A 25,869-nucleotide genomic window follows, 5' to 3' on the forward strand; every position below is an offset into this window, starting at 1 on the left:
TGGTGCAATGATATGAAACAACAAACCCTCGGGGTATTGACCCCCCTGCTCGACGGCTTTTACTTCAATGGAATTATACAGGGGATTCATCATGCTGCTGAAGCGCACGGAGCGCGCCTGATTCTCTTTCAAACCATGGATGCTCAAATGTCGAGAGTCACCTATCAGCGGTTTCTAGGCATGGACGAGATTGACGGCTGGCTTGTGCTGTTAAATGCCGTAAGTGATCCGCAATATATCCAGCGGCTTGAGGATTCCGGCAAGCCTATTCTGTGCAGCCCTTATCAAGGCGGCTTTCGACAAGCCGGCATTTTCTCCATTGATAATGAACAAGGGGGCTATGATGCCACGCTTCATCTTCTGCAGCATGGACATCGACGGATTGCCTGTGTGTACACGAGCCGTAACCCGGAATGCCTGCTGCGATATGAGGGATATTTGAAAGCGCTGCACGACCATCACATCCCTATAGACAGAGACCTTGTTTTTGATATGAATGACGTATGGGAAGCGGACGGTGCAGCGGCCGCACAGCGTATGATGGAGCTTGGCTTTCCCTTCACTGCTGTAGCAGCTTTTACAGATACACTCGCCATCGGTCTGCTGGACTCTTTTGAGGAATGGGGCCTGTCTGTCCCGGAGCAAATTGCCGTCATCGGCTTCGACAATATGGATATTGCACGGCAGCATGCACTAACGACCGTAGAGCAGCCGCTGTTTGGGCGGGGATTGCATATGGCCGAGCTGCTGCTTCGCGAAATCCAGGAAGGGAAACCGCAGGTAACCCAGCTCTACCGCGAGGCCACAACGCTCGTCATTCGGCAATCCTGCGGCTGCACTCCTGTGCAGGCTGATGTGCCAAGTGTAGAAAGCCCTCCCAAGAACGCTCAGGTGACCATTGATTATTTGTCCAAGGTTATCCAGCGCAACCACCACATTGCCCATGAAATGGTCAAAACGGACGGCAGTAAAATCCGGGACTTGTCCTGGCTCACATTTACTGACTACACTTGGGCCTGTCTCGCTCTGTGGAATGGCACCCGCACGCTCATGATTGACAGTATTTACTCCAAGAAGAAGAACGGCTGTACCTTGAAGACCGGAGATGTCTTTGATGAAGGCCTCTTCCCTCCTGCCGAAATACATGCATTCATTGAAAAAGGGGAAGCGCTGTCGGTTCATTCAATCCGCACAGAGGGCAGGGAATGGGGATATATGCTGCTGATCGGCCGCATTGATGACAAAAACCGGACGAGCAATTACAAGGCAGATACAATGACTCACAGTCTGGATCTGGTCGCTTATACACTGGAACGTGAAGCGATGTACGAGGAAGCGAAGGAGCGGGAGAAGCGCATCGAGATCGTAACCTCGATCACGAATGATGGCATTTTTGAGTGGGACCTGAAGAGTAATATGTTAAGCTGGAACAAGAAAATCCTCCGGATTTTGGGGGATACCGGTATTCGCATGCATCGCCGGGAGTTTTTCGAGCGTGTTCATCAGGATGATCAGCAGGCACTGTTCAAAGCTGTGCGGCTGCATCTGCGGCAGCATGTGCCTTTTCAGATTGACCTGCGGCTTCGTAAAGCAGATGGCAAATACGCCTGGGTCTCAGCAGCCGGAGAAGCCGTACGTGATCCGTTCGGCTCCGCCGTTGGAATGATTGGCTCCATTGTTGATATTACGGAGCGCAAACGCTCCGAGGAGCGAATCCGCTACCTAGCCTATCATGATGCGCTTACGGATCTGCCAAATCGCAGGCATATCTCGGAGCAGATTACAGAGCATGCTCTGGCCGGGGGACGCTTTGCTGTTATGCTGCTGGACCTCGACCGCTTCAAGAATATTAATGACAGCCTGGGCCACTCCGTCGGAGATAAGCTATTGCAGCAGGTAGCCAAGCAGCTGCAGGACAATATTCATCCCGGCGATGTGGTGGCCCGGCTAGGCGGGGATGAGTTTATTATTCTGACTGGACAGCTGGAGTATGAGGAGCAGGCCGTGGAGCTGGCGGACGGAATTGTCCGCTCTATGAATGCCCAATACCAGATTGACGGACATTTCGTATTTGTTACGCCCTCCATCGGTATCAGCCTCTACCCGGAGCACGGCCGAGATCAGGAAACGCTGATCAAGAATGCGGATCTTGCGATGTATCACGCCAAGGAGAATGGCAAAAACCAGCTGCAAACCTACCATCCCCGGATGAGCACCGTCTCGCTGGAGCGGCTGACCTTGGAGAACCATCTGCGGAGTGCGCTGGACAATGGCGAATTCCAGCTTTATTATCAGCCCCAATACGATACGGAAAGTGACAAAATCGTCGGTATGGAGGCGCTGATCCGCTGGTTCTCTCCGCAGCTTGGCATGATTTCTCCGATGAAATTCATTCCGCTCGCTGAGGAAACAGGACTCATTCTGCCGATCAGTGAATGGGTGCTTACAAAGGCTTGTCTAGATAACAAGCTGCTCCTGGATGAAGGCTACGAGCCGATGATTGTCTCGGTCAATATTAGCGCTGACCAGTTTACGAACATGCATTTTGTGAGCCAGGTGGAACGCATTCTGAATGAGACAGGGCTTCCGCCGCAGCTCCTCTGCTTGGAAATTACAGAGAGTGTAGCGATCCGCAATTTGGAGCTGAGCATCCGCCAGCTTAACGCACTGATCCGGCTTGGCGTGCAGATTGCCCTGGACGATTTCGGGACGGGAAATTCTTCTCTGTCTCTGGTTAAGTCCCTGCCTCTGCACATGATCAAGATTGACCGGGCGTTTGTGCAGGATATGACGTTAAGCCCGGCGAACCTGGCTATTTTTGAAACTATACTCAGTCTCGCCCGGGGCCTCAAGCTGGAATGCTGCGCGGAAGGTGTAGAAACCGCAGAGCAGTTCCAAATCGTACGGGAGAAGACATGCGTGTTTGTGCAGGGATATTTCTTCAGCAAGCCGGTGCCTCTGAACGACCTAGCTGCATTCCTGACAGAGATGGGCTCCTCGCCCTTGAAGCATGAAGAATAAGCATCTGCAAAAGGATGGTGATCTCCATTGATCCTGCTCCTGAGGCGGCTTTCGCACCAGCTGTTTCGGCTGCCGACCTCTTTTATTATGATTTTTGCCAGCTTCTTTATCGGAATCTGCTCCTGGATTATGCTGCTGCTGGAGCCGACAACGTTTGAACATTATTTCAATGCCCTCTGGTATGTTATGACGACGCTGACCACGGTCGGTTACGGCGATTATTACCCTGCCACCGTACCGGGCAAAATATTTGCCATGTTTCTGTACTTATTCGGCATTGGCTTGATCACGCTTGTCATCGGCAAAATTATTGATTTATTTATCGTCGCCAAGGAAAGGAGAATGACCGGTAAAGTGGACTACCCTGGACAGAAGCACATCATTATTATTCATTGGAACAAAAAAGCGCAGGCCGCGGTTGACGAGCTGCTCAGCTACCCGGACGGAAGCGATATTGTTCTCATTGATGACATTGCGAGAACGCCGCTGGAGCATCCCCGGATCCATTTTGTAAGTGGAGATCCTTCGTCGGAGCAAACGCTCAACCAGGCAGGCATTACCTCGGCCCGCTCAGCCATTGTGTTCGGCGATGTCCGAATTGATGATGCGGCCCTGACTGACGGCAAATCCCTGCTCATTGCGGCAAGCATAGAACGGCTCGCTCCTGCAGTGCATACCACGGTGGAGATTATGCTGGAGAAGCATATCCATAGCTTCAGGCATGCCAACGTGAACGATTTCGTCCTTTCGCATGATGCGGTATCCCGCCTTGCCGTGCGCTCCGCACTACATGAAGGCAGCACCGAAATCTATACACAGCTGCTCAGCCGCAGCTTCGGAGATGACCTGTTCCCGGTAGCGTGCCGACCGGAATGGACCACGTACAGAGATGCGTTTAACGCGCTGCTTGCTCAGGGTGCGACGCTAGTTGCAGACGGCGGGGATTTAAGCATTAACCGCAAGCTAGATGAACCTATCGGTCCCGATCCGAAGCTCTTTGTCATCTGTGATCCCCCTACTTATGAGCTTCTCAGTCCGCCGAAGAAAGGAAGGTAGCTGTTATTTATTATGTAATCAAGTATATACATTGGAATGAGGAGAAGTCGGCAGAGGCACGGGAAGCACTTCATACAGGCTCTATATCACAGGATGAGCTGTTTATTCGGAAGCTGGTGGACAGCACCATGCTGGAGGACAAGCTCTTCGTGCATTTATCCCATGAACAGGACGACCGGAAGGGTGAGCTTATCTATGTAGTGCCATACAGCGAAGCCGCACCGGAAGAGTACGGCTCTTCCATTGAAGACAGCCTGACCCTCTTTCTTCATCGGGGGACCCACTTCTCTTCAGGGCGCCTATTCTACTTCATCTGGGACAAAGAGGCCTTTCAGGAACCCCAGGCTCGATTTCCCACGCCGACATTTCATAAGGATGCCGCCGCAAGTCTGTTAAATCATGATCTGGTATTCGGCGGCTTGACGTATGAAATACTGTACAGCATCTATGTTCCGCGTAAGGACGTGGTGCTGCTGTTCATGAAGGAGGCAGAAAGCTATGAACAATAAGAAGCATCGCTCCGATCTGCCACAGCCTTCGGCTGAATCTCAGATCCGTCAGACGACTCCCGGATCCAAGGCACGGCTGGCTGCGTTTGCGTTGATGCTGACCGTCCCGGCCTCTTTAAGCGGCTGCGGACAGTCCACTTCCTACGATGACTGTAATCCCAATCTGGAATACTGCGAATATGACTCCTCTGGCGGCTATTACTATTATAATGGCGGCTCCGGAGTCTATTACGGCTCAGGCAAACCGCTGACGCGTACGCAGAGCGAGGCTATTCGCTCCTCTGGCAGCTCCAAAGGCTTTGGCAGCGGAGGCTCCAGCGGCGTCCGTTCAGGAGGGTAGCTCCATTGATGAATACGGGGCGCCACATCTTTCCACTGCCTGCATCCCAGCAAGAGGTCTATGGCTACGCTTCCTCTGACACGGTCCCTTATCACCGGATGTACGGTAAAGCCTACTGCCTTCCTTCTGTCGCTATATATAGCCCTGAAGAAATAGAGGTTCTTAACGCGGCCTCTCAGATCATGGACCAGATCTTTCGCAAAGCACTTTCGTTTGCCCAGCAATATTTACCGGATCACTATTTCATCGAACAATTGGGCATCCCGCCTGCTGTCCTGCCATTGGCCAGACAGCCTGCGCCAACAAACGGAATTACTCGGCAGGACTGGATCCTGGGAGAAGCAGGACCGAAGCTGATTGAGATGAATGCAGATACGCCTACCGGGATTCCGGAATCAGCTTTCCTGGAGAGACATGTACTGCACCATTTTACCGATTTCAAGGGTCCCTCTGAGCACCTTGCGCAGCTGCTGAAGGAAGAGCTGTGTGCCTTTGCGACACATGGTATTCATGCTGGCTTTCAAGGTCCTGTAGCGTTTAGCTGCTATGACTGGCATGAGGAGGACCGGCACAATACGCTGTATTTGATGAGCTTGCTGGAAGGGGCCGGCATTCCCGTGCTTTATGCCCCTCTTGAGGAGCTGGAAATTATCCCGGATCACGGCTTGTTTCATAAGGGACAGCGCATTGAAATGTGGTATCGCCTGTATCCATTAGAATATCTTGTGCATGACCGCGATGAAGATAACGGGGTTCCTGTTGGAGAAGCTTTGCTCCGCCTGGTGCAGCAGAACAAGCTCTGTATGCTGAATGCCGCACCTCATCTTGTCCTGCAGAGCAAGGGCTTTCTGGCTACGGTGTGGTCCCTGTATGAACGAAATTCACAGACCGCGGAATATTGCGGATTTACGCTTTTCACCGATCAGGAGCTTGCCGCGATTGAAGCCTATTGTCTCCCCTGCTACTTCACGCCCCAGCCCTTCTTGCAATCCGGGACCGATTATGTCGCCAAGAGCTATTGGGGACGGGAAGGCAAAGGCACCGCGATTATGTCTTACGAGGACCGACAGCAGCCTCTCACTTACGCCGGCAGAAATGTCAAGACGGCGCTGGAGGAAGAGGAAACCGAGGAATCAGAAGCTTCTGAAGTGCTGGCTTATTACGAGAATCAGCCCAAGATCTATCAGCAGTACTGGAGTATGCCTGCTGCCTCTGTAGAAACAGAGTCGGGAAGCTACACTGGTTATTTGTTAACGGGTGTGTTCATCATCTCCGGCACCTTCGGAGGATTATTATCCCGCATCGGTGACAAGATTACTGGAGACGGTGCTTATTACTGTCCTGCTGCGATTCACCCGACTTAACACATACAATGATTTTATGGAAGAGGAGGTTATCACTTGGATCATTTTTTACTAGATGGCTTGAACGTGCTCATCGGGCTGTGCATTATCCTGATCGTGCTTGCAGCGGGCTATTTCGTATTCAGCACCCTGACACGCTTTGACGACCGCAAGCAGATTGCAGCAGGGAATCAGGCAGCCGGCATCTATATGGGCGGCAAGCTGCTGGGTCTGTGCATCATCGTCGCGATGGTGTCCTACAGCTCACATGACTGGCTGCAGATGATCATCTGGTCAGTTGTCGGTATTGCTGTGCTCTGCCTGGTCTATCTGATCTTTGACTGGATTACGCCGAGTTTCAAAGTGTGTGAAGAAATCGAGAAGGGCAATACCGCTCTCGCAACCCTCCTGCGCTCTATTATTATCGGTGTGTCTATTGTGATCGGCACTTTTTTAATGTAGGACTGAACAATACAGACCCTGATCCTAGGTAGAAGGAGGATCAGGGTTTCGTATTACTTGAGGTTAATTCGTCGCCTGGTATCGCTCATACTGAGCTCGCTTTATTTCCAGGTAACGCTGCGCACCCATTTGGTCCAGTGTTTTCACATAGTTGTCCCAATCTGCATCCAGACTCAAGGTGCCTGTAATGAACTTGACGCGCATCTCTTCAATATAACTATTAATGTCGGTCATAATCGGATCAATCTCCGAGGTTTCGGCATCGGTTGGCGCGAAGTTCGGCCAGATCTCTTCAGGCTTGAACTTCTCGAGCTCCGCAAGATCCGCATTGATTTCCTGATCCACGGTCGTTCCTTTTACAGCGGTTCGCAATTCTACCGGCGGTTCAAGATATGGATAAAAGCCACCGTAGACGTTGTCCACATACTGAAATGCTCCCAGCTGCATACCTCCTTCATAGTTACGAATCTCGTCAATATACTGCGGCTTGCCATCCACCATCGTGTAGGTTTCTCCCTCCAGGCCGAGCGTACCGAATGTGGAGCCCTCTTCCCCATAGAAGTAATCGACCCATTTGATCGTCTCTTCCGGATGCTTATTCACATTTGTAATGATAAAGGAGGACATTCCGCGGACCGGATGATCAAGCCAGTTCATCACTTTATCGCCGCCTGGACCTTCCAATGCGTTAATACCGGAGTAATGATCTCGCACCTTGTCGCCAATATAGTCGGGAACAACCCACGAGAAGCCGCCTACCAGATCTTTCGCGCCATCTGCCACCCATTGGGCATACTCAACCCCTGTAAATGTTTCAGGATGAAGCAGCTCTTCAGCGTACAGGCGGTTCAGATATTTCCAGACGTCACGGAATTTCTCATCATTGAATATGAGCTTTAATTGACCGTCTGAGTCCTTGTAGATCCAATTCTCGGATGCTTTCAAACCGCCGTTCCCCATGCCAAAGCTTCCGTAAAGCTGTCTTTCCAGTGTCCATCCGACGCTTCCGGCAGGCATATACCAGCCGTGCTCATCGTTCGGATCTCCATTCCCGTTAGCATCCTGTTCTTTAAATGCCTTCAGCGTGGTATAGAGCTCCTCTGTAGTCTTGGGCACGGACAGCCCCAATTGATCCAGCCATTTCTCGTTGATGTATAGCCGCAGCGACGAATACGGAATAGATTCATCCACATACGGCAATGAATAAATACGTCCATCCGGCATCGTTAACGCCTGCTTGATACTAGGATCGGTCTTGAATAGATTGCTCAGATTAGGGGCATGCTCCTCGATCAGCTCATCCAGCGGCAAGAACAGGCCCTGCTTTCCGTACTTTGAAATCTCCCCATGGGAGAAGCCAATTTGGTAAAAAGCATCCGGCAGATCATTGGAAGCCATGATGATGTTTTTTCGTTCTCCTAAACTGGCTCCCGGAATTTCCTCCCAGTCGATATGGACGCCCGTCATCTCCTCGTATTTTTTCCACATCCACAGATCCTTGGAGGCCGGTCTGACATCGTTATAGCCCATTCTCGCAAATTGAAAGGAGATTCCATCTGCAGAAGCATCTTTGCTGCCGCTTTCATCCTTCGGTTTCGATTCACTGCAGCCGGAAAGGAATACCGACACTACCAAGGTTACTGCCATCATAAAGGTTTTTGGCTTTCTCATTACAAATCTCCCCTTTGCTAACATATTTTTATCTCCATAAAAGATGAGAATTACAGCATTCATCTTTTAGCAAGATCACCCCTTGATCGCTCCTACCAAGATTCCTTTTTCGAAAAACTTTGAAAGAAGCGGATAAATGATGAGCAGTGGAAAAGTAGAGACCACGACTACCGCGTATTTCAACCCTTCCTTGGCCATCAATCGCTGGGCATACTGCTCATCCACAACAACGGCAAGCATTTCATTCATCTCGTTCTGAATCAGAATTTCTCTTAAGATAAGCTGCAGCGGGAACAAGTCACGATCGGATAGATAGATCATGGCTTCGAAATAGGAGTTCCAGTGCCCTACACCATAGAACAAAACCATGACCGCAATAATCGGTGTGGACAGGGGCAGCACGATTTTATACAGCAAACGGAAATCGTTGCAGCCATCGACATGGGCGCTGTCCTCCAGCTCCGGCGGAATTCTCATCTGAAAATACGTTCTCATAATGATCAAATTAAATACGCTGATGGCTCCCGGCAGAACAAGCACCCAAATGGTATTGACAATGCCCAGCTGCTTGTTAACCAGGTAACTAGGGATCAATCCGCCGCTGAAAAACATCGTAAAGGTGAAGATAAAGGTAAAAAAGCCTTTTCCGTAAAAGGATTTTCGGGATAATGGATAGGCACCTAGCGTCGTCATTACAATATTGATAAAAGTGCCGAGAAAGGTGTATAGCAGGGTGTTCCCATAGGCGTTCCATATATCCTTGTTCTCAAACACTTTCAGATAGCTTTCAATGTTGAAGCCCTTGGGATACAGCAGCAGCTGTGCTTGGAACAATTGCCGCGGATCGCTCATAGAGGCGAACAGCACGAAAATTAGCGGATATAAAATGATGGCCGTAAACATGAGCACGAGCGTGACGTTTGCTGCATCTATTATCTTTTCTGTCGTTGTTCTTTTAATGTTCGTAATCATCCCTCTTCCTCCCGTCCTTCGTATGATTCAGACCTTTCCATGAGGTGTAGAGTCGTGCCGCTTACCAAAGGCTTGTTTCACTCACCTTTCTGGCAATGGAGTTGACGACCAGCAGGATGGAAAAGTTAATCACGTTGTTGAACAGCCCGATGGCAGCCGAGAAGCTGTATTGTGCATTTAAAATCCCGGATTTATAAACATAGGTGGATATCACTTCAGAAGTCTCTTGATTTAATCCATTTTGAAGGAGCAATATTTTTTCATGCCCAACGCTCATGATGCCGCCCACGCTCAGGATGGAAAGGATAATAATCGTCGGAATGATTCCCGGTAAGGTCACATGCCAAATACGCTGCAGCTTGCCCGCTCCATCAATGTAAGCGGCTTCATATTGTTCGGGCGAGATGCCAGCCATAGCTGCCGTGTAAATCAGAGACGACCACCCGATGCTCTGCCAAACGCCGGACCAGACAAAGATGTGCCAGAAGCTCGCAGGGTCTGCCAAGAAATTCTTTTTCTCACCGCCGAACATTTCAATTAAATTATTTATCAACCCGTTCGAAGGGGAGAGAAAGAACAGGATCATACCCACTACAACCACTACGGAAATAAAATGAGGCGCATATGAAATGGTCTGGGTAAAGGTTCTGAGCCTTTTACTTCGGATCTCGTTGAACATTAGTGCCAGAATGATCGGCAGCGGAATACCGATAATAATGGTGTACAAACTGATGGCAACGGTGTTGCGCAGGAGTCGTTCAAAGTAAAACGAGTTAAAGAAGCGTTCGAAATGAGCAAAGCCCACCCATGGACTATCCAGGATCCCAATGCCGGGTAAAAAATCCTTGAAGGCGATAATTACACCATACATGGGCCAGTACGCCCAAATTAAAAAGTAGAGGACTGCGGGAAATATAATACAGTAGAGCCCAATATTTTTTTTCAGTTTCTTTTTGACACCTGAGAAGCTGTTGTTAGGCGTTGGCAGGTTTGACGTCCATGATCCATCTTTTTTCAAACCCTCTTCCTCCTTCCTATATTTAAAACGCTTACATTTCTTAATATAGAGCCTAATCGCTGCACCACCACAGCAAGCCGGAACCGCAGACTCTGCCCTGAGTCTTTCGTTCCGTTCACTTGCCGCTTACGTAGCTTCTGCTTATGACTTTCTTACCAGCTTTGTCACTCTTCCAAATTCAATCCATTCTGCAACATATAGATTTCCTTCCCGGTCGGCGCATACCCCATGAGGTGAACTGAATCGGTCTGGACGATAGTAGGATTTGGGCAAATTCGGCCATCCCTGCTGTTTGCTTGCTTCCGGATCATCACCAAGGTGAGCAATCAGCTCATCGTTGCGGTCCAATATCGTAATGCGGCTCAACAGGTCTGGAAAGATGATCTCATCTTCAAAGAAATAAAAGCTGCAAGGCATCTTCATCTCCGCCGTAATCAAGCGCTTAGGTTCCCCAGCCATGGTAAACACCTGAATCCGATTGTTGCCGCGATCGGCTACATATAGCTCTGGCTCTTCGCCGCGAAGATTTACCGAAATACCGTGAGGGCATGTAAGCTGCCCCATCTCAGATCCCGTTCCTCCCCAAGATCGTATGTATTTGCCATCCTTGTCATAGTGATGAACATAGCTTTGTCCATAACCATCAGCAATATAGATATCTCCGTTTGGTCCTACGGCAACGTCTGTCGGAATAAACGTCCGCTGCTCGTCATAGATTTCCGGCAAGTCGGGGGTCCCGATCCGCAGCAGCACTTCTCCTTCAAGCGTTGTCTTGGCTACCAGATTCCGCTCGGTATCCGTAATGTAGAAATGCTCTCCTTCTTCATCGTGGTGCAAGTAAAAGCCATGTGCTCCTCCCTGAAATTCTTCTCCCCAAGAGGTCATATACTCTCCGTTTTCGTGGAAGACCGCAACGGAGGGACTGCCGGTATGGAAAACATAAATCCTCTGATTGGAATCCACTTCAATGCCATGCGTATAGCCGAAAGACATTCCCTCCGGCAGGCAAGCCCATGAAGATATGACTTCATATTCTCTGGTTTCTGTTCCGATCCGCATAATCTGATTCACCTCTGTATCTAATTTCGCCTACCTGTTCATGTAAACATACAGAGACAGCCATTGACTTCTGAAATCTTATCAAATAGGATCAGAAACAAGAAAAGGCAGGACTGCCAAGCATGGAAATGTGAACAAAGGAGGGCTCATTGGATGTCTAAAAAAAACGTAAGATGGACTTATGAAAATGCTCACACCCATCCAGGTGTACCTGAGCTTCTGCTGCTTGGATACGACCGCTTTCAGGAAGCAAATGGCTTGGGAGACCATCAGCATGGCAATTGCTATGAAATCGTTTACGTCGAAAGCGGCAAGGCGGCTTGGGAAGTGAATGGAGAAGCCTATACGACTCACGCCGGCCAGCTATTCCATACACGTCCCAATGAGCTTCATCGAGGAATGATGAATTTCATAGAGCCCTGCACCATTTGGTGGATGATCTTCAGTAACCCGGAGCCTCATGTCCCTTGGCTGGGATTAGCTCCCGAGGATATATCGCATATCTCTCAGCAGCTCGCTGTATTACCCCGAACGATTGAATCGGATCCCCAAATCCGGAATACATAAAAATTCTGGAGTCTCCCACTTCCATGGGCGCCTTAATGACTCGGCATTATATGATAGATATTTTGTTATTGCTGTTGAACCCGCCCGTCAGCTCCTCTATATCTGAAGATATGGTCCAGGCGATTCACGCGCTGATTGATCATATTGACAAAGAGCCGGGGCTGCGGTGGACCAATGCACAGTTAGCGCGCGCTGTGGGTGTTAGTGAATCTCATTTTTATCGATTGTTTCGCTCTGTTCACGGGCAGTCCCCAGCCAGCTTCGTGATTCGAACCAAAATGGAGCATGCTTGCCGAAGATTAGAGAATACCGATACACCGGTCACCTCTATTGCCATGGAGCTCGGCTACGAAACCAGCCAGCATTTTGCAACAGCCTTCAAAAAATACAAAGGCGTGACGCCAAGAGAATGGCGGTTAAGTAAGTCTTAGCTTGTAATCCTTGATGCTCTCGAGATTACATCCACTTCTCCGATCCCTGAAAAGGCATGTGCTCTCCAGGTATGAATTTCGGTTTGGATGAATACTCGTTAATGCCTGCAGTCGCTTCTCCTCTCAATAGAAAAGCGCTTGGCCAAGGCTCTGCCGTAATGCGGGTAGTGGCAGGAATATACCGAATCGTCAATCCACACCGGCGGTGAGGCGAATGGTTCGGCTCTGATCCGTGAATGATGTTGGGATGGTGGATGGATACGCCTCCAGCTTGAAGAACGATATCTTTAGCTTGGGATTCATCCACAAACGCCGGATCAACCTCATATTCCAACACATTCGCAATATCATCCCGTTTGTTCATTTGCTTCAAATCCTGCTTATGCGTGCCCGGGATTACTCTTAAGCACCCATTCTCAGGTGTCGAATCGTCGATCGCCAACCAAAGCGTAACGACATTCATGGGCTCTAGCGGCCAGAATGCCCCATCCTGATGCCAGAGCACGGCCTTCCCGTCGAATGGCGGCTTACAAATATAATGTGAAGCAAAGAGCGCAATATCCGGCCCGATAAACTGCTCTGCAATATTCAGCAATCGATCATCACTCACCAAACGGATCCAGAAGGGGTCATTTCTCATCAAGTCCGTATGCAGCTGCTCCGGCCGAAGTCCGGGGTTTTTTTTCATCAGCCAATCCACATGGCCTTTCGCTTCTTGAATCAATTCATCATCCAGAACCTTTGGCAGTCTGACGTAGCCCTCCTGTTCATACTGGGATTTGATGGATTCGGTGACGTTCATGCTTCTCACTCCTTCTGAAATTTATGGTGGAACTCCAAATACAAGATCAGTATAGTATGGGTACTAGCGAAAATCTTTGAACCCAAATGACGTATTCTTGCTTTTTTTCAGCAGAAGGAGGTCTGATTCTATGGTTGATCCGGAATTTTCAAGATATTTGAACTCATACTCGCAGCAACTGACCGGAAACTCCGTTTCCTTTAACATCCATTACTGGGGAAGCATGCTGCATGATGACCACCCTGTACATAAACATGCCTATTTTGAACTGTGCTACGTTACGAGCGGCTCAGGCACCTATCATGATGACGGTACCTGCTTTGCACTGACTGAAGGCTCTATGTTTCTGTCCCGTCCCGGAATGTGGCATAGAATCCAGGGGGACTCAGAACACGGAATCGGGCTCATTTATGTTGCCTTTGAGCTTGAAGCTCCTGCTGCCTCCGAGCATGTTGCTCAGCTGAATCAATACTTGATGAGCCCAGACAACGTTTACTTTAAAGATGCCCGCGAGATCGCGATGGGGAAATTGTGGTCCTTGCTCTCATCTATGGCCACCCCTCAAACCTCACTGCCAGAGGAGATTCTTCCGTCACTGTCCTACTCGCTGCTGGCAGCCCTCCTGGAGCACTGCGCCGCACCTTATCACCAGGGGAAGCAGCTTCCGGTCTCTGCAGCTGTGCAAGAAACTTCTCTTCTGCTGCATCAGGCGAAGCTATACATACGGGACAATATATCCCTGAGCATCCGCTCGAAGGAGCTCGCTGCTTACTTGCATATATCACAGCGGCATTTGATTCGTTTGTTCACAAGCGAACTGAATAGGTCCCCCTCCCAATACATCCGAGAGGAGAGAATTCGTATCGCATCTCATTTACTGAAGACCTCTTTACTAACCGTCCAGGAAGTCGCTGAGATTACCGGATTCAGCTCGATTCATCACTTCACTCGCTTGTTTAAAGAGGTCAAAGGCTTACCTCCTGGACTCTATCGCCGGAACGGCGCCCATTCCTCAGGAGGTGTCACGTAATATGAAAATGATCGAGCTGCAGATTCCGCCGCTGCCGCAATTTGTAACTGTCGGGCACTCCTGGTGGAAAAAAGGACGAGCTCATTTCAAGCGCAACTGGAATATTTATGATCTGATCATCGTGACCCAGGGGACATTGTATATTACTGAGGACGATCAGCCTTACGAGATCCTGCCCGGCTGCATGCTGCTGCTTGAGCCCGGCCGCATTCACTGGGGGCATCAGCCCTGCGAGGAGGAAACGGAGACATATTTCATGCACTTCAGCCATTCACTGCCTGGAAAGGAACGGGACAGTGATGGATTTCAGTGGATGGAGGAATTTCTTGCGCTCTCCGACTATGATCCCAATCCTCGGAGCCATAACATGTATTTGCCCAAATTCTCGGCAGTCAAGCTCTCCGCCCTCATCCCGCTGCTGGAGCAGATGATGAGTATTCAGAACCGGATCTTTAAGCAGAATGCCCTGGAGCTGCACAGCCTGGCCGCCCAAGTTCTGCTGGAATTACAGAATGGCATGCAAAGTAAGCGGCCGTTGTCCCGCTCGATGAAGCTGTGCACCGAGCTTGCCGGTTACCTGGAGGCGCATATGCAGGAGCCTTTTCACTCTGAGAAACTAGAGGCGAGGTTTCATTATAACTTTGATTATTTAACCCGATGCATGAAGAAGCATCTGAGCCTGACGCCACTGCAATATTTGCAGCATATTCGCATTGAACGCGCAAAGATGCTGCTGGCGGAAACGATGGCCAGCGTGGAAGAGATTGCCCTCGATGTCGGGTTTCACCGCAGCACTTATTTCATCCGAATGTTCCGGCAAAAGGTCGGGCTGACCCCGGGCAAATATAGGGCTGCAGTCCAGCATAAGCATCTGTAAGGGGCCTAATAGTAGGCTGACTTAAAGACCAAATCTTTTAAATCTGTAACAAGAGTGAATTTTTTACAGGAAGAAGTTAATTTTTTATATGTTTTAAGCTGTGGTTTCTCCTTACAATGAAGAGATCATGTAACTTTGTAGGAGGGATTTTCGTTGACGCAACGGCCAAATATTGTTTATATCATGTCAGACGACCATGCCAGTAATGCCATTAGCTGTTATGGCTCCAGGCTCAGCTCCGTCTTTAAGACACCGAATCTGGACCGCATTGCGCGGGAGGGCGTCCGCATGGACCACTACTACAGCACGAATGCAATCTGTACCCCGGCTAGAGCTACCATTATGACCGGACAATATGGCCATATCAACGGTGTACGTACCCTCTCTGACGCCTGGGACCCGGCGAAGGGTCCTAATATGGCGGAGCTGTTTATGCAGCATGGATATGAAACCGCTATTTTCGGAAAATGGCATCTTCACTGTGAGCCCTCCGGCTTTTATGAATACAGTGTTTTAACCGGCCAGGGCGGGCAGGGCACCTACCAGAATCCGGAGTTTATCAGCACCGACGGACAGAGCAGGCAGCACACCGGTTATGTTACTGACATCATCACGGACATGACTGTTGACTGGCTGCAGAAAAGATCCCGGCGAAAAACAGGAAAGCCGTTCTTTTTGATGTGCCATCATAAAGCCTCTCACGACTTCTGGGAGTACGCAGCCCGGCATGAGCACCTGCTGGATGGTATTCAGGTTCCGGTTCCGGAAAGCTTGTTCGAGGACAAGTGCCATCGCAGTTCGGCTTCCCGAAATTACGGCAGCTCTGTGACTCCGAGAAACGCTGCAAGGAGCTTATATGCTGATTTCTGTGAAGAGGATTATGTGACCGGACCCTTACGCGGAACGGAGCATTTAACGTTTGAGGAAAAAGGATTTGCAGCTTATCAGAAATATTTGAAGGATTATTTGCGTACTGTTGCGGGGATTGATGATTCAGTAGGTCGTATTCTCGCCCAGCTTGAAGCCGCCGGTGAGCTGGAGCAGACAATCATCCTGTATACCTCGGACCAGGGCATGTTTCTCGGCGAGCATGATTACCAGGATAAACGCTGGAGCTATGAAGAGTCTCTGCGCGCACCGCTGCTGATCCGATATCCGCAAGAGATCCCCGCTGGCCGGGTCTGTACCGACCTGATGGCTAATCTCGATATGGCGCCTACCCTTCTTGACTATGCCGGAATCCCGGTGCCGGAAGTGATGCAGGGAGTATCGCAGCGAGATGTAATCCGGGGAGAAACCGAAACTGAAGTGCGATCCAGTATATATTTCCGCTATTGGATGCACCTGGCGCACAAGCATGACAACCCGGCACATTACGGGATTCGAACCAAGGAGTATAAGCTGATCTATTATTACGGGCTGCCGCTTGATGCTTCCGGGGCTCTGCAGACACCAACTCCCACTGGCTGGGAGCTGTATGATATGGTGGCAGACCCTTATGAGCTATGCAATCTGTATGAGGATACCCGGTATGCAGATGTGATCCAGAGCCTGAAGGAGAAGCTAGGTCAGCTGAAGGCGTTTTATCACGATGATGACCTTCAGTACCCAGAGCTGCTTGAGCTGCTTGACGTTGACTCCGTGACTTGAACTGCAGCCTTCAAGAAGAGCTAACCTCCGCTGCTGTAGTTTCCTTTACACCATAATAAAATCACAGAAAGCGGGGAGCTTTGTGCAGAACCAACCACGTTTACCCAGCTCGTATCTAACTCAGTTGCGAATCACTTTGATTATCGCAAGATATGCTACCACCCCGCTGACCTGGGGGGGGCCTGTGTCCCGGCTAACGTTTAACAAGCTGTACTATATTCAAAACGGCACAGGCCACATTACAGTGGATGGCGCTTCGTATTATCCCAAGCGTGGAGATTTGGTTTTCGTTCCAGAGGGATGTGAGCATTCCTATTCGTTGCTGGATGCTGAGCCCTATACAAAATACTGGTGCCATTTCACGGCGAACGTGGCTTCCCAGCCGCTTTCGTCACTGCTGAGCTTCCCCCAAATCCTTACTGTATCAGATTCGCAGTCCGTACAGCTGGAAGGACTGTTTCAGCGATTAATCGAAGCGTACGAGGCGACGGATGATCCTTGGTCGCCTCTTGCAGTTCAGGCATCATTACTGGAGCTGCTGTACTTCTATTTTCAATCGGTTGAGCCTTCTCAGCTCTGTATTCAGATGCCTGAAACGACCAATGATATGAGCATGTTACTGGACCACATCAACGGTCATCTCAGGGAGCGGATTACCTTGGGGGAACTGGCCCGCGTAGTCAATGTACATCCCCATTATCTAGTGCGTCTGTTCAAAGCACAGTTCGGCTTCTCACCTATCCAATATGTAAACCTGCAGCGAGTGAATATGGCTAAGGCTTTGCTGAGCTCTACCAAGGTCTCCATTAAATCTATTGCAGATCAGGCCGGCTTCGAATCTCCGGATTACTTCACTCAGGTGTTTAAGAAGCATACCGGCCTATCGCCTACAGAATATCGAAACAGCTGAAGCCACCCCGGGCTCATTAGGGTGGCTTCAGCTGTATCTGTATATGTTGATCTGTCTAGCTTTTCCGGTCCGAAAGGGGGATTCACCAAAGCAGGACGTTATCTACCATTCTGCAAAGCTTCCGTCCTCATGAAAAACATGAGGTGTTCGCAAGAGCCGTCAAAAGAACGTTCTCTAATAATTTCTTCATTCATATCTATCCCCAGTCCCGGTCCTTTCGGCACGGCAATGTAGCCGTTCTCAATCTGGAACGGATGTCTCAAATAGCCCTCTCCCAAATCCCATTTGGAGTCCATGGAGGGATGCTCTTGAATGAGGAAGTTCGGCGTACAGGCTGCAAGCTGTAAACAGGATGCCAGCGAGATTGGACCCAGCGGATTATGAGGGGCAATGGATGCATAATAGGTTTCTGCCATCGCGGCTATTTTCTTACTCTCAAAAATCCCGCCCGCATGACAAAGATCCGGCTGTACGATAGCGATCGCCTGCTTCTCCAAAGGCTCTCTGAAGCCCCATCTGGTGAACAGGCGTTCCCCTGCTGCAATCGGAATGGAGGTAGAGTTTGCTACCCGCACCAGTGCATCGACGTTTTCCGGTAAACATGGCTCTTCTATAAACATCGGATAATACGGCTCCATGGCTTGCGCCAGGCGTATAGACATGGCAGGACTGATTCTTCCGTGAAAATCAATGGCAATATCCATTTCGCTGCCTACCGCTTCACGAATGGCTGCCAGCTTTGCAATTTGCCGTTCCACGAAGGCCAAGGTATCCACATGGCGTGAAGGACATTCGATGGACAGCTTGAGCGCATTGAAGCCCGATTGTTTTTTTCTGAGGGCAGTCGAGACCGCTTTTTCCACAGATTCCTGGCCTAAACCCTGATCATTTCCATAGCCGTGACAGTGACTATACATCCGAACCTTATCGCGAACGGAGCCGCCGAGCATCTCATACACAGGCATATTGTAATATTTCCCCTTGATATCCCAAAGTGCTTGTTCGATCCCGCTCAATGCGCTGGTTAATACCGCGCCTCCACGATAGAAATTCCCTTTATGCAGCACCTGCCAATGATGCTCAATCTTGAACGGATCTGCCCCAATCAGGTAAGACTCCATTTCCTTTACGGCTGCTTCAACGGTTCTTGCTCTTCCTTCAACAATAGGCTCGCCCCAGCCACTAATGCCCTCATCGGTTTCAATTTTCAGGAACAACCAACGTGGCCGAACATGAAAAAGCGCTAAGCTTGTAATCTTCACTTTACTTTTCCTCTCCCGATTCATTTCGTTCAATCATCGCTTTAATAACCCCGGGCTGCAGCCATTGTTCAAATTCAGTTGTTATCTGCTCAAACCGGGTTCGGTGTGTGATGAGCCGGCTCACATCCAGCTTTTTCGATTGAATCGCCTGTATCACCCGCTCGAAATCCTCCCGGGTCGCATTACGGCTGCCCATCAAGGTTAATTCCCGTCTATGAAACTCCGGATCCTGAAAGGTGATCTCTCCTTTCACCAGCCCGACATACACAAGGGTTCCGCCATGAGCTGTATAGTCAAAAGCGGACATCATGGATTGAGCATTGCCTGTAGCATCGAACACCACATCAGGTAAATTCTGATCCAGTATACAAGTTAGTTTCGTTAGAACATCTTCTCCCGCCAACACGGTATGCTCCACACCGGCCCATGATTTACAAAACTTTAGCCGTTCCGGCTGCACGTCCATGGCAATGACCTCGGCACCTGCAAGCCGGGCAAAGGCCATTACCCCTAATCCGATCGGACCTGCACCAATAACCAACGCCCGCTGTCCAGGCATGATTCCCGATCTTCTCACTGCATGGGCACCAATGCTGAGCGGCTCCAGCAATGCAGCTTCATCCAGTGACAGTGTATCTGCGCTAATCAAGTGCTCCATTGGAACTGAAATGCGCTCTGTCATTCCTCCATCCGCATGAACGCCGAGCACCTGCATGTGGGAGCAGCAATTCGTCTTGCCGCTCCTGCAGGCTCCGCAATCTCCACAATGCATATAAGGAATAACGCTCACCTGGTCCCCGGCTTTCCACTCCGTGACACCGGCAGGTACAGACTCTAGGACACCTGCCAGCTCATGGCCTAGAATTCGCGGATATGAAAAATACGGCTGCCGGCCCATATAGGCATGTAAATCCGTGCCGCAGACACCAATTCTACGTATCGAAACAATCGCCCGTCCTTCTTGCAGCTCCGGCTCTTCCATTTCCCGCAGCTCCAATCGCTCCGGACTTAAACAGACAATTCCCTTCATACTCAATCCCCCTGCTTCCATTCCAAATGCGTATTGTATTCCGGTCTTCCGCTGAGCCAGGTTTGATTGGTGATCGGCTTTAATCGCTCCAGCACCTCTTGCAGCAGCTGTAAATCCAGCTTCTCTTCCGTCCAGACAGCATTACGCCGGATATTGCCAGGATTCGCTGTACTGACAAGCGTCGTCGGGATGTCCTCATTTGAGGTGGAGAACTGGAGGGCCAGCTTCGCAATGTCCATTCCCTGCGTCTTACAATATTCTGCCGCCCTCCGGCAAGCCTCTTTTACCTCGTTGCTTGCCGGATGCCAATCCGGAGCACCCCGGGTTCCCAGCAATCCCATCGACAGAGGAGAGGCGTTGATCAGTCCAACCTGACGGCTCTCCAGCAGCGGAAGCAAGGAAAGCAGCGTCGTATCATTCAAGGAATAATGGCAATACGAAATGATAACATCCGCATCCATCTGCGGAAGCAGCTTCTCAAACATCGGCAGCGGCAGACCGCAAATGCCGTAAAATCGTATTTTTCCCTGCTTCTTCAGTTCTTTCAAGGCAGGAACCGCTTCCTCCAGAATGACCCTTGAGGATTCAAATTCCACATCATGAAGCAATAAAATATCCATATAATCTGTATGCAGCCGCTTCAGACTCTCCTCTAGGCTAGAATGGATTCGGTCACGGCTGAAGTCAAAGGTATCTTCTCCATACCGTCCGGCCTTGGTGGATAGAATATATTGGTCACGGGGAACGGTCCGGAGTGCTTTCCCGAGCACCGTCTCTGCCTTGGTGTGTCCATAATAAGGAGAGACATCGATCAAATTGATCCCGCAGTTTATAGCTTCATGAACCGTTTGAATACTCTCCTTCTCCTCCGTATCCCGAAATACAGAGCCGAGTGAGGAAGCTCCATAGCTCAGGATCGAAACGTCTAGTCCGGTCCCTCCCAGCTGGCGATATTTCATAGCCTACCTGCCTCCTTCTCTAGAATGGGTTGTCTCTAACCGATAAAATAAAGCGGCGTTCCTGCCAAACAGCTTGCTCCGCTCTTCATCCCCCCAATGGGGCGGGATTCCGTGCTGAAGCACATTCACGACCTCATCATAGCTGGCAGAGCGCAGGCAGACCGGCCAATCACTGCCGAACATGACACGATCCGGACCGAAGCATTGAAGAACATGTGTGATGTAAGGCTCGAATTCATCCACAGTCCATGCCTGATGCTGTGCCTCTGTCACCATCCCGGATAATTTGCAATAGATGTTGGGATATTGGGAGATGTGGCTGATCTCACTGCGCCACGGCTCCCAACTGCCGGCTGCAATGTTTGGCTTGGCCAGGTGGTCAATAACAGCGTGCAGACCTGGCACAGCCTGGATCAGCTTGATCGCGACGTGCAGCTGATGCGGCAGTAATAACAGATCGAGCGGCAATCGATCTTCTGCAAGCATCTGCAATGTACGAAGTGACTGGCCTTCCAAGACATCCTCCGGATGCTCCATTTCCTGCAGTGCAATCCGCAGTCCTTTAAATTTATAATGCTGCCTATACTGATGATAATGCTTGCTCCAATTTTCAGCCCCAATGTCCAGCCATCCCACTACTCCAAGAATGCTCTCTTCTTCTCCGGCAAAGGACAACAGATACTCGGTCTCCTCCACGGTAGGCGCCGCCTGAATCACAATACTCCCATCGATATGATGGCGGTCTAGAGAGGGGATTAGATCAGAAGGCACGAAATCTCGGTATAGCTCTGGAATCGCTGACGTAATCCAGTCGTAATCTCCGCGGGTAATGCACCAATAATGCTGATGAGCATCAATTCTCATTTTTTGAAGAACACTCCTTTATTCACTGAGATTAGCAGAGGTTATTCCTTACAGCCCTCCGTCTGCAGCATCCCGCTGCATCGAACTATTCCGTGTTGCCTGCTCTTTGTCGATGACGGCTACGAAAGGCAGCAATGGATCAGCTTGATGAATCTGAATGACTAGCTGCGCAGCCTCCAGCCCCGGAGACTGGGCTTTCAGCTTGATTATCCCCGCCGCTCCTTTGACCTGTACCAGTACTTGGCATAGGCCATGATACAACCGGCGCTGCGGTGTTTTATCCTGTTCATGGCTCAGCGGATTCCCATTGCCCGTGCCCAGTATGATTCCCGGCCCCTCCAAAGTAAAGCTCACTTCCTGGTCAGCATCAGGAACGAACACCCCAGCCTGGTCTTTCACCGCAACCTGTACGATACATACATCCTCATCATTGGCAGACAGCTCAGCACGGGATGTGGACAAGTCAAGTCGGAGAGGCTCTGAAGCTGTCCTCACAACGGTTTCCTTCACCAGCTTTCCCTGCTGCCAGCCACAGGCTGTCAGACGTCCGGCTTCATACGGAACTTGCCACTTCACAGGGCCATAGACCGGTACTGGTTGCTTGCCCAGACTGCGTCCGTTCAGAAACAGTTCAACGTCTTCTAGGTTAGAGTAACTCCAGACGTCGATGATGTCGCCTTCTCTGCCCTGCCATGTCCAGTGCGGAAATAGATGCAGCACAGGCTCATCTGTCCACCGTGCTTGATAATAGTAATAGATGTCTTTGGCAAATCCACATAAATCCATTATGCCAAAGCGGGACACGACGCTCGGCCATTCATAAGGAATGGTCTCGCCCCGATAATCAAATCCCGTCCAGACAAACAGGCCGGCTACATAGTCTTCTTCCGCTGCAGCCTGCCACGCCTCTTCTGGGCGGGCTCCCCACACCGGATAGGTTTCTCCGTAGGCACTAACGATTCCTTCCCGATCCGGATTCGACCAGATAATCCTAGGCAAGGCATGCTCAGCGACGTGTAGTGGAACCGAGCTCTGCTCTTCCGTATACAAGCCCCGGGTCGATAAGGTAGAGGCGTTCTCGGTGCCCAGCAAGCCTTGGCCCGGATATTTCGCCCGGAAATCCTTATACGCATGTTTATTGCGAAGCATCATGTAATTGAATCCGTGCACATCAATATGGAAGCCATTCAGCTCATGAAAATCAGTCATTGTCAGCCATTGAGCATTCATCCCGTACGTGCATTTTCGCGTCGGGTCGAGCTTATGGGCCAGTCGCTGCAGCCTGTTCAGGATGCGGACACCTCTAGGCCTGCCCTGAATATTCATCTCCTCGTTACCTAGCGACCATAGAATGATAGACGGATGATTCCGATCTCTCCGTATTAAACGACTCATCTGATTCAGGGCCTCTTCTGAGGTGTCAGTATGTCTGATTTCATCAATCATTACGATGCCCAGGCGATCACAGGCCTCGACAATAGCCGGATTCGGCGGATTGTGAGAGCTCCGATAAGCGTTACAGCCCATTTCTTTTAGCCGCAGCATTCGATATTCATTCACCGCTTTCGGCACGGCTACCCCTACACCGGCATGATCCTCGTGACAGCATACCCCTTTAAGCTTCACAGCATCGCCATTTAATAAGAAGCCTTGATCATTATCGAACCTGACCTCCCGGATTCCGAATATCGTTTTATAAATATCCACGACCTGTCCACCTGTGCTGAGACGGCTATGTAAAGTGTACAGCTGCGGCGTAGTTATCGACCATAATAAAGGATTCTCCAACGTGATGGACTGGGTGAGTGTAATGAGGCCTTCTCCCTCTATAACCGCAGAGCTGCTCACTGCTCCCACTTGCTGTTGATTGGGATCATAAATGGCAGAGCACAGCTCCAAAGACACCGCATCTTCATCACTATATTGGATTTCGGTCTGAATGGTAATCAGAGCACTGCTGTAATCAGTATGGAGCTCCGTTTGGACAAAGGTGCCCCATTGCGGGATATGCAGGGAAGCTGTTTTCACTAACCTCACGTCCCGATAAATCCCTCCGCCTTCATACCACCAGCCCTCGTTCTCAGAGGCATCTACATATACAGCCACCACATTGGGCCCTTCATAGCATGCAACATCCGTAATATCGAAGGAAAAGCTGGCATACCCGCTAAGATGTCTGCCGATAAAATGTCCGTTCAACCACACCGAGCAGTTCCGGTACACCCCATCAAATTCGAGGCTTAGGCACAAACCGTCATCCTCTTTCGTGAGCTGAAACGCTTTCCGATACCATCCTCTTCCCTTAACGAGCGAGCCCAGCGAAGCCGGTGAATGTTCAGCGAATTGTCCCCGGCTCGATACGAAATCATGCGGAATTTGAACCTCCTGCCAGTCGGAGTCGTCGTATCCCCATTTAGAAACCCCGTGGTTTCCCGATTTAATCCATTGCGGCTGTGCATAATGCTCCCGGTGTATAGCATCATAGCTGAAATCTGCCAGCTCACCATCATAGAACTTCCAACCTTTATTCATACTTAACTGCTGTCTGAACAAGCCAAGCTCTCCCTTCTCCTTTAGTCTCATCTCCTGAAATGGTAGCGCATTCATAAGTTGTTGATGCTTACTTCTGTATTATCATAGCTTTTTCCCCGTGCACCTAAAAGCGTTCTGATCGACCTTTAATGTTCAGATCTCGACTATTTCAGCTGCTGGGATATGAGGCGGCCGCTTATTCATACCTCTTTTTCGGGACGCATACACTACCTACAAGACACGTTTTTTGGGGTCTAGCTCAAGCAGGAGGTGGACATATGACGGAGGGCTCTTTTATCGTATCCAGAGAAGACTGGTCTCTTCACCGTAAAGGTTATAAGGACCAGGTTCGCCATCAGCGCAAGATCAAGGAAGTCATCAAGCAGAACCTGCCGGATCTGATTACTGAGGAAAATATTATTATGTCTGACGGCAAGCAGATCATTAAAGTGCCGATTCGAAGCCTGGATGAATATCGTTTTATTTATAATCATCAGAAGCAAAAGCATGTGGGTCAAGGAGATGGCAGCAGCCAAACCGGCGATGTGCTGGGAAGGGATCCCGCACAGCAGCAGCCGGGACAGGGAGAGAAGGCTGGTGACAAGCCCGGTCAGGACGTCGTAGAAACCGAGGTCGATCTCGAGGAGCTGGAGAACATGCTGTTCGAGGAGCTGGAGCTGCCCCATCTGCAGCCGAAAGACAAGGAGCAGATCGAAGCGCCATCTATCATTTTTAATGACATCCGCAAAAAAGGGATCATGTCCAACATCGACAAAAAGCGTACCATTCTGGAAAATCTGCGGCGCAACGCCTCCAGCGGCCGGCCCGGTATTCATCATATCAGTCCGGACGATCTTCGCTACAAGACCTGGGAGGATATCGTCATCCCGGAATCCAATGCGGTCATTATCGCAATGATGGATACCTCCGGCTCCATGGGAACGTTTGAGAAATATTGCGCACGAAGCTTCTTCTTCTGGATGACCCGCTTTCTGCGGCGGCAATATGAGCATGTAGAGCTCGTATTTATCGCGCATCATACAGAGGCTAAGATTGTGACGGAGGAGGAGTTCTTTACCCGCGGTGAAAGCGGCGGAACGATCTGCTCTTCTGCTTATATCAAAGCACTGGATTTAATTCAGAGGAATTACCCGCCGTCTAAGTACAATATATACCCCTTTCACTTCTCGGATGGAGACAATCTCACCTCTGACAACGAGCGCTGCGTCAAGCTCATTAGCGAGCTGCTGAAGGTGAGCAATATGTTTGGCTATGGCGAGGTCAATCAATATAACCGCAGCAGTACGTTGATGTCCGCCTATAAGCACATTCAGGACAAAAAATTTATTTTTTCAATTATTAAAGAAAAAGATGAGGTTTATAAGGCGCTAAAGACGTTCTTCCATAAGCGGGAGAGCCCGGCGACATAAAGAATGGAGAGCCTGGAAAACTTTGTGCATTCAAGCAGTAAGGAGCTAAGCGAGAACAGATCGCATAGCTCCTT

General features: G+C 50.0%; 23 protein-coding genes. 13 read left to right on the top strand and 10 right to left on the bottom strand.

Translation table 11 applies throughout. The annotated features are described in order from the left end of the window. The first annotated feature begins 12 nt into the window (after window positions 1-12). The 6 genes from E6C60_RS14355 to E6C60_RS14380 all read left to right on the top strand — a co-directional run bounded on the left by E6C60_RS14355 (window position 13) and on the right by E6C60_RS14380 (window position 6,731). On the top strand, window positions 13-3,021 hold the full coding sequence (locus E6C60_RS14355; protein WP_138226465.1) for an EAL domain-containing protein: 3,009 nt from the start codon (window positions 13-15) through the stop codon (window positions 3,019-3,021). A gap of 27 nt (window positions 3,022-3,048) precedes the next feature. Next, window positions 3,049-4,077: a potassium channel family protein gene (locus E6C60_RS14360; protein WP_233281014.1), complete on the top strand. Its 1,029-nt coding sequence runs from the start codon at window positions 3,049-3,051 to the stop codon at window positions 4,075-4,077. 116 nt (window positions 4,078-4,193) lie between these two features. After that, window positions 4,194-4,586: a hypothetical protein gene (locus E6C60_RS14365; RefSeq protein WP_138226466.1), complete on the top strand. Its 393-nt coding sequence runs from the start codon at window positions 4,194-4,196 to the stop codon at window positions 4,584-4,586. Continuing rightward, window positions 4,576-4,926, top strand: coding sequence for a hypothetical protein (locus E6C60_RS14370; protein WP_138226467.1), 351 nt, complete (start codon window positions 4,576-4,578; stop codon window positions 4,924-4,926). The genes E6C60_RS14365 and E6C60_RS14370 overlap by 11 nt, the downstream gene beginning before the upstream one ends. 8 nt (window positions 4,927-4,934) lie before the next feature. Next, window positions 4,935-6,290 carry a glutathionylspermidine synthase family protein gene (locus tag E6C60_RS14375; protein WP_138227824.1) on the top strand — a complete coding sequence of 452 codons (1,356 nt, stop codon included), beginning with the start codon at window positions 4,935-4,937 and terminating at the stop codon, window positions 6,288-6,290. A gap of 36 nt (window positions 6,291-6,326) precedes the next feature. Beyond that, window positions 6,327-6,731 carry a DUF350 domain-containing protein gene (locus E6C60_RS14380; protein WP_138226468.1) on the top strand — a complete coding sequence of 135 codons (405 nt, stop codon included), beginning with the start codon at window positions 6,327-6,329 and terminating at the stop codon, window positions 6,729-6,731. Between the two features lie 63 nt (window positions 6,732-6,794). Here E6C60_RS14380 and E6C60_RS14385 read toward each other — a convergent pair whose 3' ends face one another. The 4 genes from E6C60_RS14385 to E6C60_RS14400 all read right to left on the bottom strand — a co-directional run bounded on the left by E6C60_RS14385 (window position 6,795) and on the right by E6C60_RS14400 (window position 11,451). Then, window positions 6,795-8,402, bottom strand: a complete 1,608-nt coding sequence (locus tag E6C60_RS14385) for an extracellular solute-binding protein (RefSeq protein WP_138226469.1) — start codon at window positions 8,400-8,402, stop codon at window positions 6,795-6,797. A 75-nt stretch (window positions 8,403-8,477) separates the two neighbouring features. Next, entirely contained in the window at window positions 8,478-9,374 is an 897-nt protein-coding gene (locus tag E6C60_RS14390; RefSeq protein WP_138226470.1) for a carbohydrate ABC transporter permease, read from the bottom strand. A gap of 61 nt (window positions 9,375-9,435) precedes the next feature. After that, window positions 9,436-10,392 carry an ABC transporter permease gene (locus E6C60_RS14395; RefSeq protein ID WP_138226471.1) on the bottom strand — a complete coding sequence of 319 codons (957 nt, stop codon included), beginning with the start codon at window positions 10,390-10,392 and terminating at the stop codon, window positions 9,436-9,438. 141 nt (window positions 10,393-10,533) lie between these two features. Then, complete coding sequence (locus tag E6C60_RS14400; protein ID WP_138226472.1) at window positions 10,534-11,451, bottom strand: NHL repeat-containing protein; 918 nt, start codon at window positions 11,449-11,451, stop codon at window positions 10,534-10,536. Between the two features lie 153 nt (window positions 11,452-11,604). On the opposite strand from E6C60_RS14400, the gene E6C60_RS14405 reads away from it, so the two are divergent. Both E6C60_RS14405 and E6C60_RS14410 read left to right on the top strand, forming a co-directional pair. After that, on the top strand, window positions 11,605-12,018 hold the full coding sequence (locus E6C60_RS14405; RefSeq protein ID WP_138226473.1) for a cupin domain-containing protein: 414 nt from the start codon (window positions 11,605-11,607) through the stop codon (window positions 12,016-12,018). Window positions 12,019-12,041: 23 nt separating this feature from the next. Next, complete coding sequence (locus E6C60_RS14410) at window positions 12,042-12,449, top strand: helix-turn-helix transcriptional regulator (protein WP_138226474.1); 408 nt, start codon at window positions 12,042-12,044, stop codon at window positions 12,447-12,449. Window positions 12,450-12,474: 25 nt separating this feature from the next. Here the strand turns inward: E6C60_RS14410 and E6C60_RS14415 are convergent, their stop codons facing one another. Then, on the bottom strand, window positions 12,475-13,251 hold the full coding sequence (locus tag E6C60_RS14415) for a phytanoyl-CoA dioxygenase family protein (protein WP_138226475.1): 777 nt from the start codon (window positions 13,249-13,251) through the stop codon (window positions 12,475-12,477). A gap of 130 nt (window positions 13,252-13,381) precedes the next feature. On the opposite strand from E6C60_RS14415, the gene E6C60_RS14420 reads away from it, so the two are divergent. The 4 genes from E6C60_RS14420 to E6C60_RS14435 all read left to right on the top strand — a co-directional run bounded on the left by E6C60_RS14420 (window position 13,382) and on the right by E6C60_RS14435 (window position 17,718). Next, window positions 13,382-14,281: an AraC family transcriptional regulator gene (locus tag E6C60_RS14420; protein WP_138226476.1), complete on the top strand. Its 900-nt coding sequence runs from the start codon at window positions 13,382-13,384 to the stop codon at window positions 14,279-14,281. A gap of 1 nt (window position 14,282) precedes the next feature. Then, window positions 14,283-15,158 (top strand): helix-turn-helix transcriptional regulator, encoded by an 876-nt coding sequence (locus tag E6C60_RS14425; protein ID WP_138226477.1) that lies wholly within the window; start codon window positions 14,283-14,285, stop codon window positions 15,156-15,158. A 153-nt stretch (window positions 15,159-15,311) separates the two neighbouring features. Further along, window positions 15,312-16,808: a sulfatase family protein gene (locus tag E6C60_RS14430; protein WP_138226478.1), complete on the top strand. Its 1,497-nt coding sequence runs from the start codon at window positions 15,312-15,314 to the stop codon at window positions 16,806-16,808. A 124-nt stretch (window positions 16,809-16,932) separates the two neighbouring features. Beyond that, entirely contained in the window at window positions 16,933-17,718 is a 786-nt protein-coding gene (locus E6C60_RS14435; RefSeq protein ID WP_217496336.1) for an AraC family transcriptional regulator, read from the top strand. A 98-nt stretch (window positions 17,719-17,816) separates the two neighbouring features. Here the strand turns inward: E6C60_RS14435 and dgoD are convergent, their stop codons facing one another. Genes dgoD through galA form a run of 5 tightly spaced genes read right to left on the bottom strand, consistent with a single transcriptional unit; the run spans window position 17,817 to window position 24,440 of the window. Continuing rightward, on the bottom strand, window positions 17,817-18,935 hold the full coding sequence (gene dgoD, locus E6C60_RS14440; protein WP_325053161.1) for a galactonate dehydratase: 1,119 nt from the start codon (window positions 18,933-18,935) through the stop codon (window positions 17,817-17,819). 46 nt (window positions 18,936-18,981) lie between these two features. Beyond that, on the bottom strand, window positions 18,982-20,010 hold the full coding sequence (locus E6C60_RS14445) for a zinc-binding alcohol dehydrogenase family protein (RefSeq protein ID WP_138226480.1): 1,029 nt from the start codon (window positions 20,008-20,010) through the stop codon (window positions 18,982-18,984). A gap of 2 nt (window positions 20,011-20,012) precedes the next feature. Then, window positions 20,013-20,969, bottom strand: coding sequence for an aldo/keto reductase (locus E6C60_RS14450; protein WP_138226481.1), 957 nt, complete (start codon window positions 20,967-20,969; stop codon window positions 20,013-20,015). A 3-nt stretch (window positions 20,970-20,972) separates the two neighbouring features. Beyond that, window positions 20,973-21,833 carry an amidohydrolase family protein gene (locus E6C60_RS14455; protein ID WP_138226482.1) on the bottom strand — a complete coding sequence of 287 codons (861 nt, stop codon included), beginning with the start codon at window positions 21,831-21,833 and terminating at the stop codon, window positions 20,973-20,975. Between the two features lie 48 nt (window positions 21,834-21,881). Then, window positions 21,882-24,440 (bottom strand): beta-galactosidase GalA, encoded by a 2,559-nt coding sequence (galA, locus tag E6C60_RS14460; protein ID WP_138226483.1) that lies wholly within the window; start codon window positions 24,438-24,440, stop codon window positions 21,882-21,884. A 203-nt stretch (window positions 24,441-24,643) separates the two neighbouring features. On the opposite strand from galA, the gene yhbH reads away from it, so the two are divergent. Continuing rightward, entirely contained in the window at window positions 24,644-25,795 is a 1,152-nt protein-coding gene (gene yhbH / locus E6C60_RS14465) for a sporulation protein YhbH (RefSeq protein ID WP_138226484.1), read from the top strand. Window positions 25,796-25,869: the final 74 nt, after the last annotated feature.

The organism is Paenibacillus algicola, assembly GCF_005577435.1.
GTDB classification, from domain to species: domain Bacteria; phylum Bacillota; class Bacilli; order Paenibacillales; family Paenibacillaceae; genus Paenibacillus_AQ; species Paenibacillus_AQ algicola.

What these genes read in the sequence shown, in the direction of transcription:
- E6C60_RS14405 (WP_138226473.1), top strand. Translation starts at nt 11,605, where the DNA reads ATGTCTAAAAAAAACGTAAGATGGACTTATGAAAATGCTCACACCCAT.
- E6C60_RS14390 (WP_138226470.1), bottom strand. Translation starts at nt 9,374, where the DNA reads ATGATTACGAACATTAAAAGAACAACGACAGAAAAGATAATAGATGCA.
- E6C60_RS14450 (WP_138226481.1), bottom strand. Translation starts at nt 20,969, where the DNA reads ATGAAATATCGCCAGCTGGGAGGGACCGGACTAGACGTTTCGATCCTG.
- E6C60_RS14455 (WP_138226482.1), bottom strand. Translation starts at nt 21,833, where the DNA reads ATGAGAATTGATGCTCATCAGCATTATTGGTGCATTACCCGCGGAGAT.
- E6C60_RS14445 (WP_138226480.1), bottom strand. Translation starts at nt 20,010, where the DNA reads ATGAAGGGAATTGTCTGTTTAAGTCCGGAGCGATTGGAGCTGCGGGAA.
- E6C60_RS14375 (WP_138227824.1), top strand. Translation starts at nt 4,935, where the DNA reads ATGAATACGGGGCGCCACATCTTTCCACTGCCTGCATCCCAGCAAGAG.
- E6C60_RS14410 (WP_138226474.1), top strand. Translation starts at nt 12,042, where the DNA reads ATGGGCGCCTTAATGACTCGGCATTATATGATAGATATTTTGTTATTG.
- galA (WP_138226483.1), bottom strand. Translation starts at nt 24,440, where the DNA reads ATGAATGCGCTACCATTTCAGGAGATGAGACTAAAGGAGAAGGGAGAG.
- E6C60_RS14420 (WP_138226476.1), top strand. Translation starts at nt 13,382, where the DNA reads ATGGTTGATCCGGAATTTTCAAGATATTTGAACTCATACTCGCAGCAA.
- E6C60_RS14415 (WP_138226475.1), bottom strand. Translation starts at nt 13,251, where the DNA reads ATGAACGTCACCGAATCCATCAAATCCCAGTATGAACAGGAGGGCTAC.
- E6C60_RS14370 (WP_138226467.1), top strand. Translation starts at nt 4,576, where the DNA reads ATGAACAATAAGAAGCATCGCTCCGATCTGCCACAGCCTTCGGCTGAA.
- E6C60_RS14400 (WP_138226472.1), bottom strand. Translation starts at nt 11,451, where the DNA reads ATGCGGATCGGAACAGAAACCAGAGAATATGAAGTCATATCTTCATGG.
- E6C60_RS14385 (WP_138226469.1), bottom strand. Translation starts at nt 8,402, where the DNA reads ATGAGAAAGCCAAAAACCTTTATGATGGCAGTAACCTTGGTAGTGTCG.
- E6C60_RS14355 (WP_138226465.1), top strand. Translation starts at nt 13, where the DNA reads ATGAAACAACAAACCCTCGGGGTATTGACCCCCCTGCTCGACGGCTTT.
- yhbH (WP_138226484.1), top strand. Translation starts at nt 24,644, where the DNA reads ATGACGGAGGGCTCTTTTATCGTATCCAGAGAAGACTGGTCTCTTCAC.
- E6C60_RS14425 (WP_138226477.1), top strand. Translation starts at nt 14,283, where the DNA reads ATGAAAATGATCGAGCTGCAGATTCCGCCGCTGCCGCAATTTGTAACT.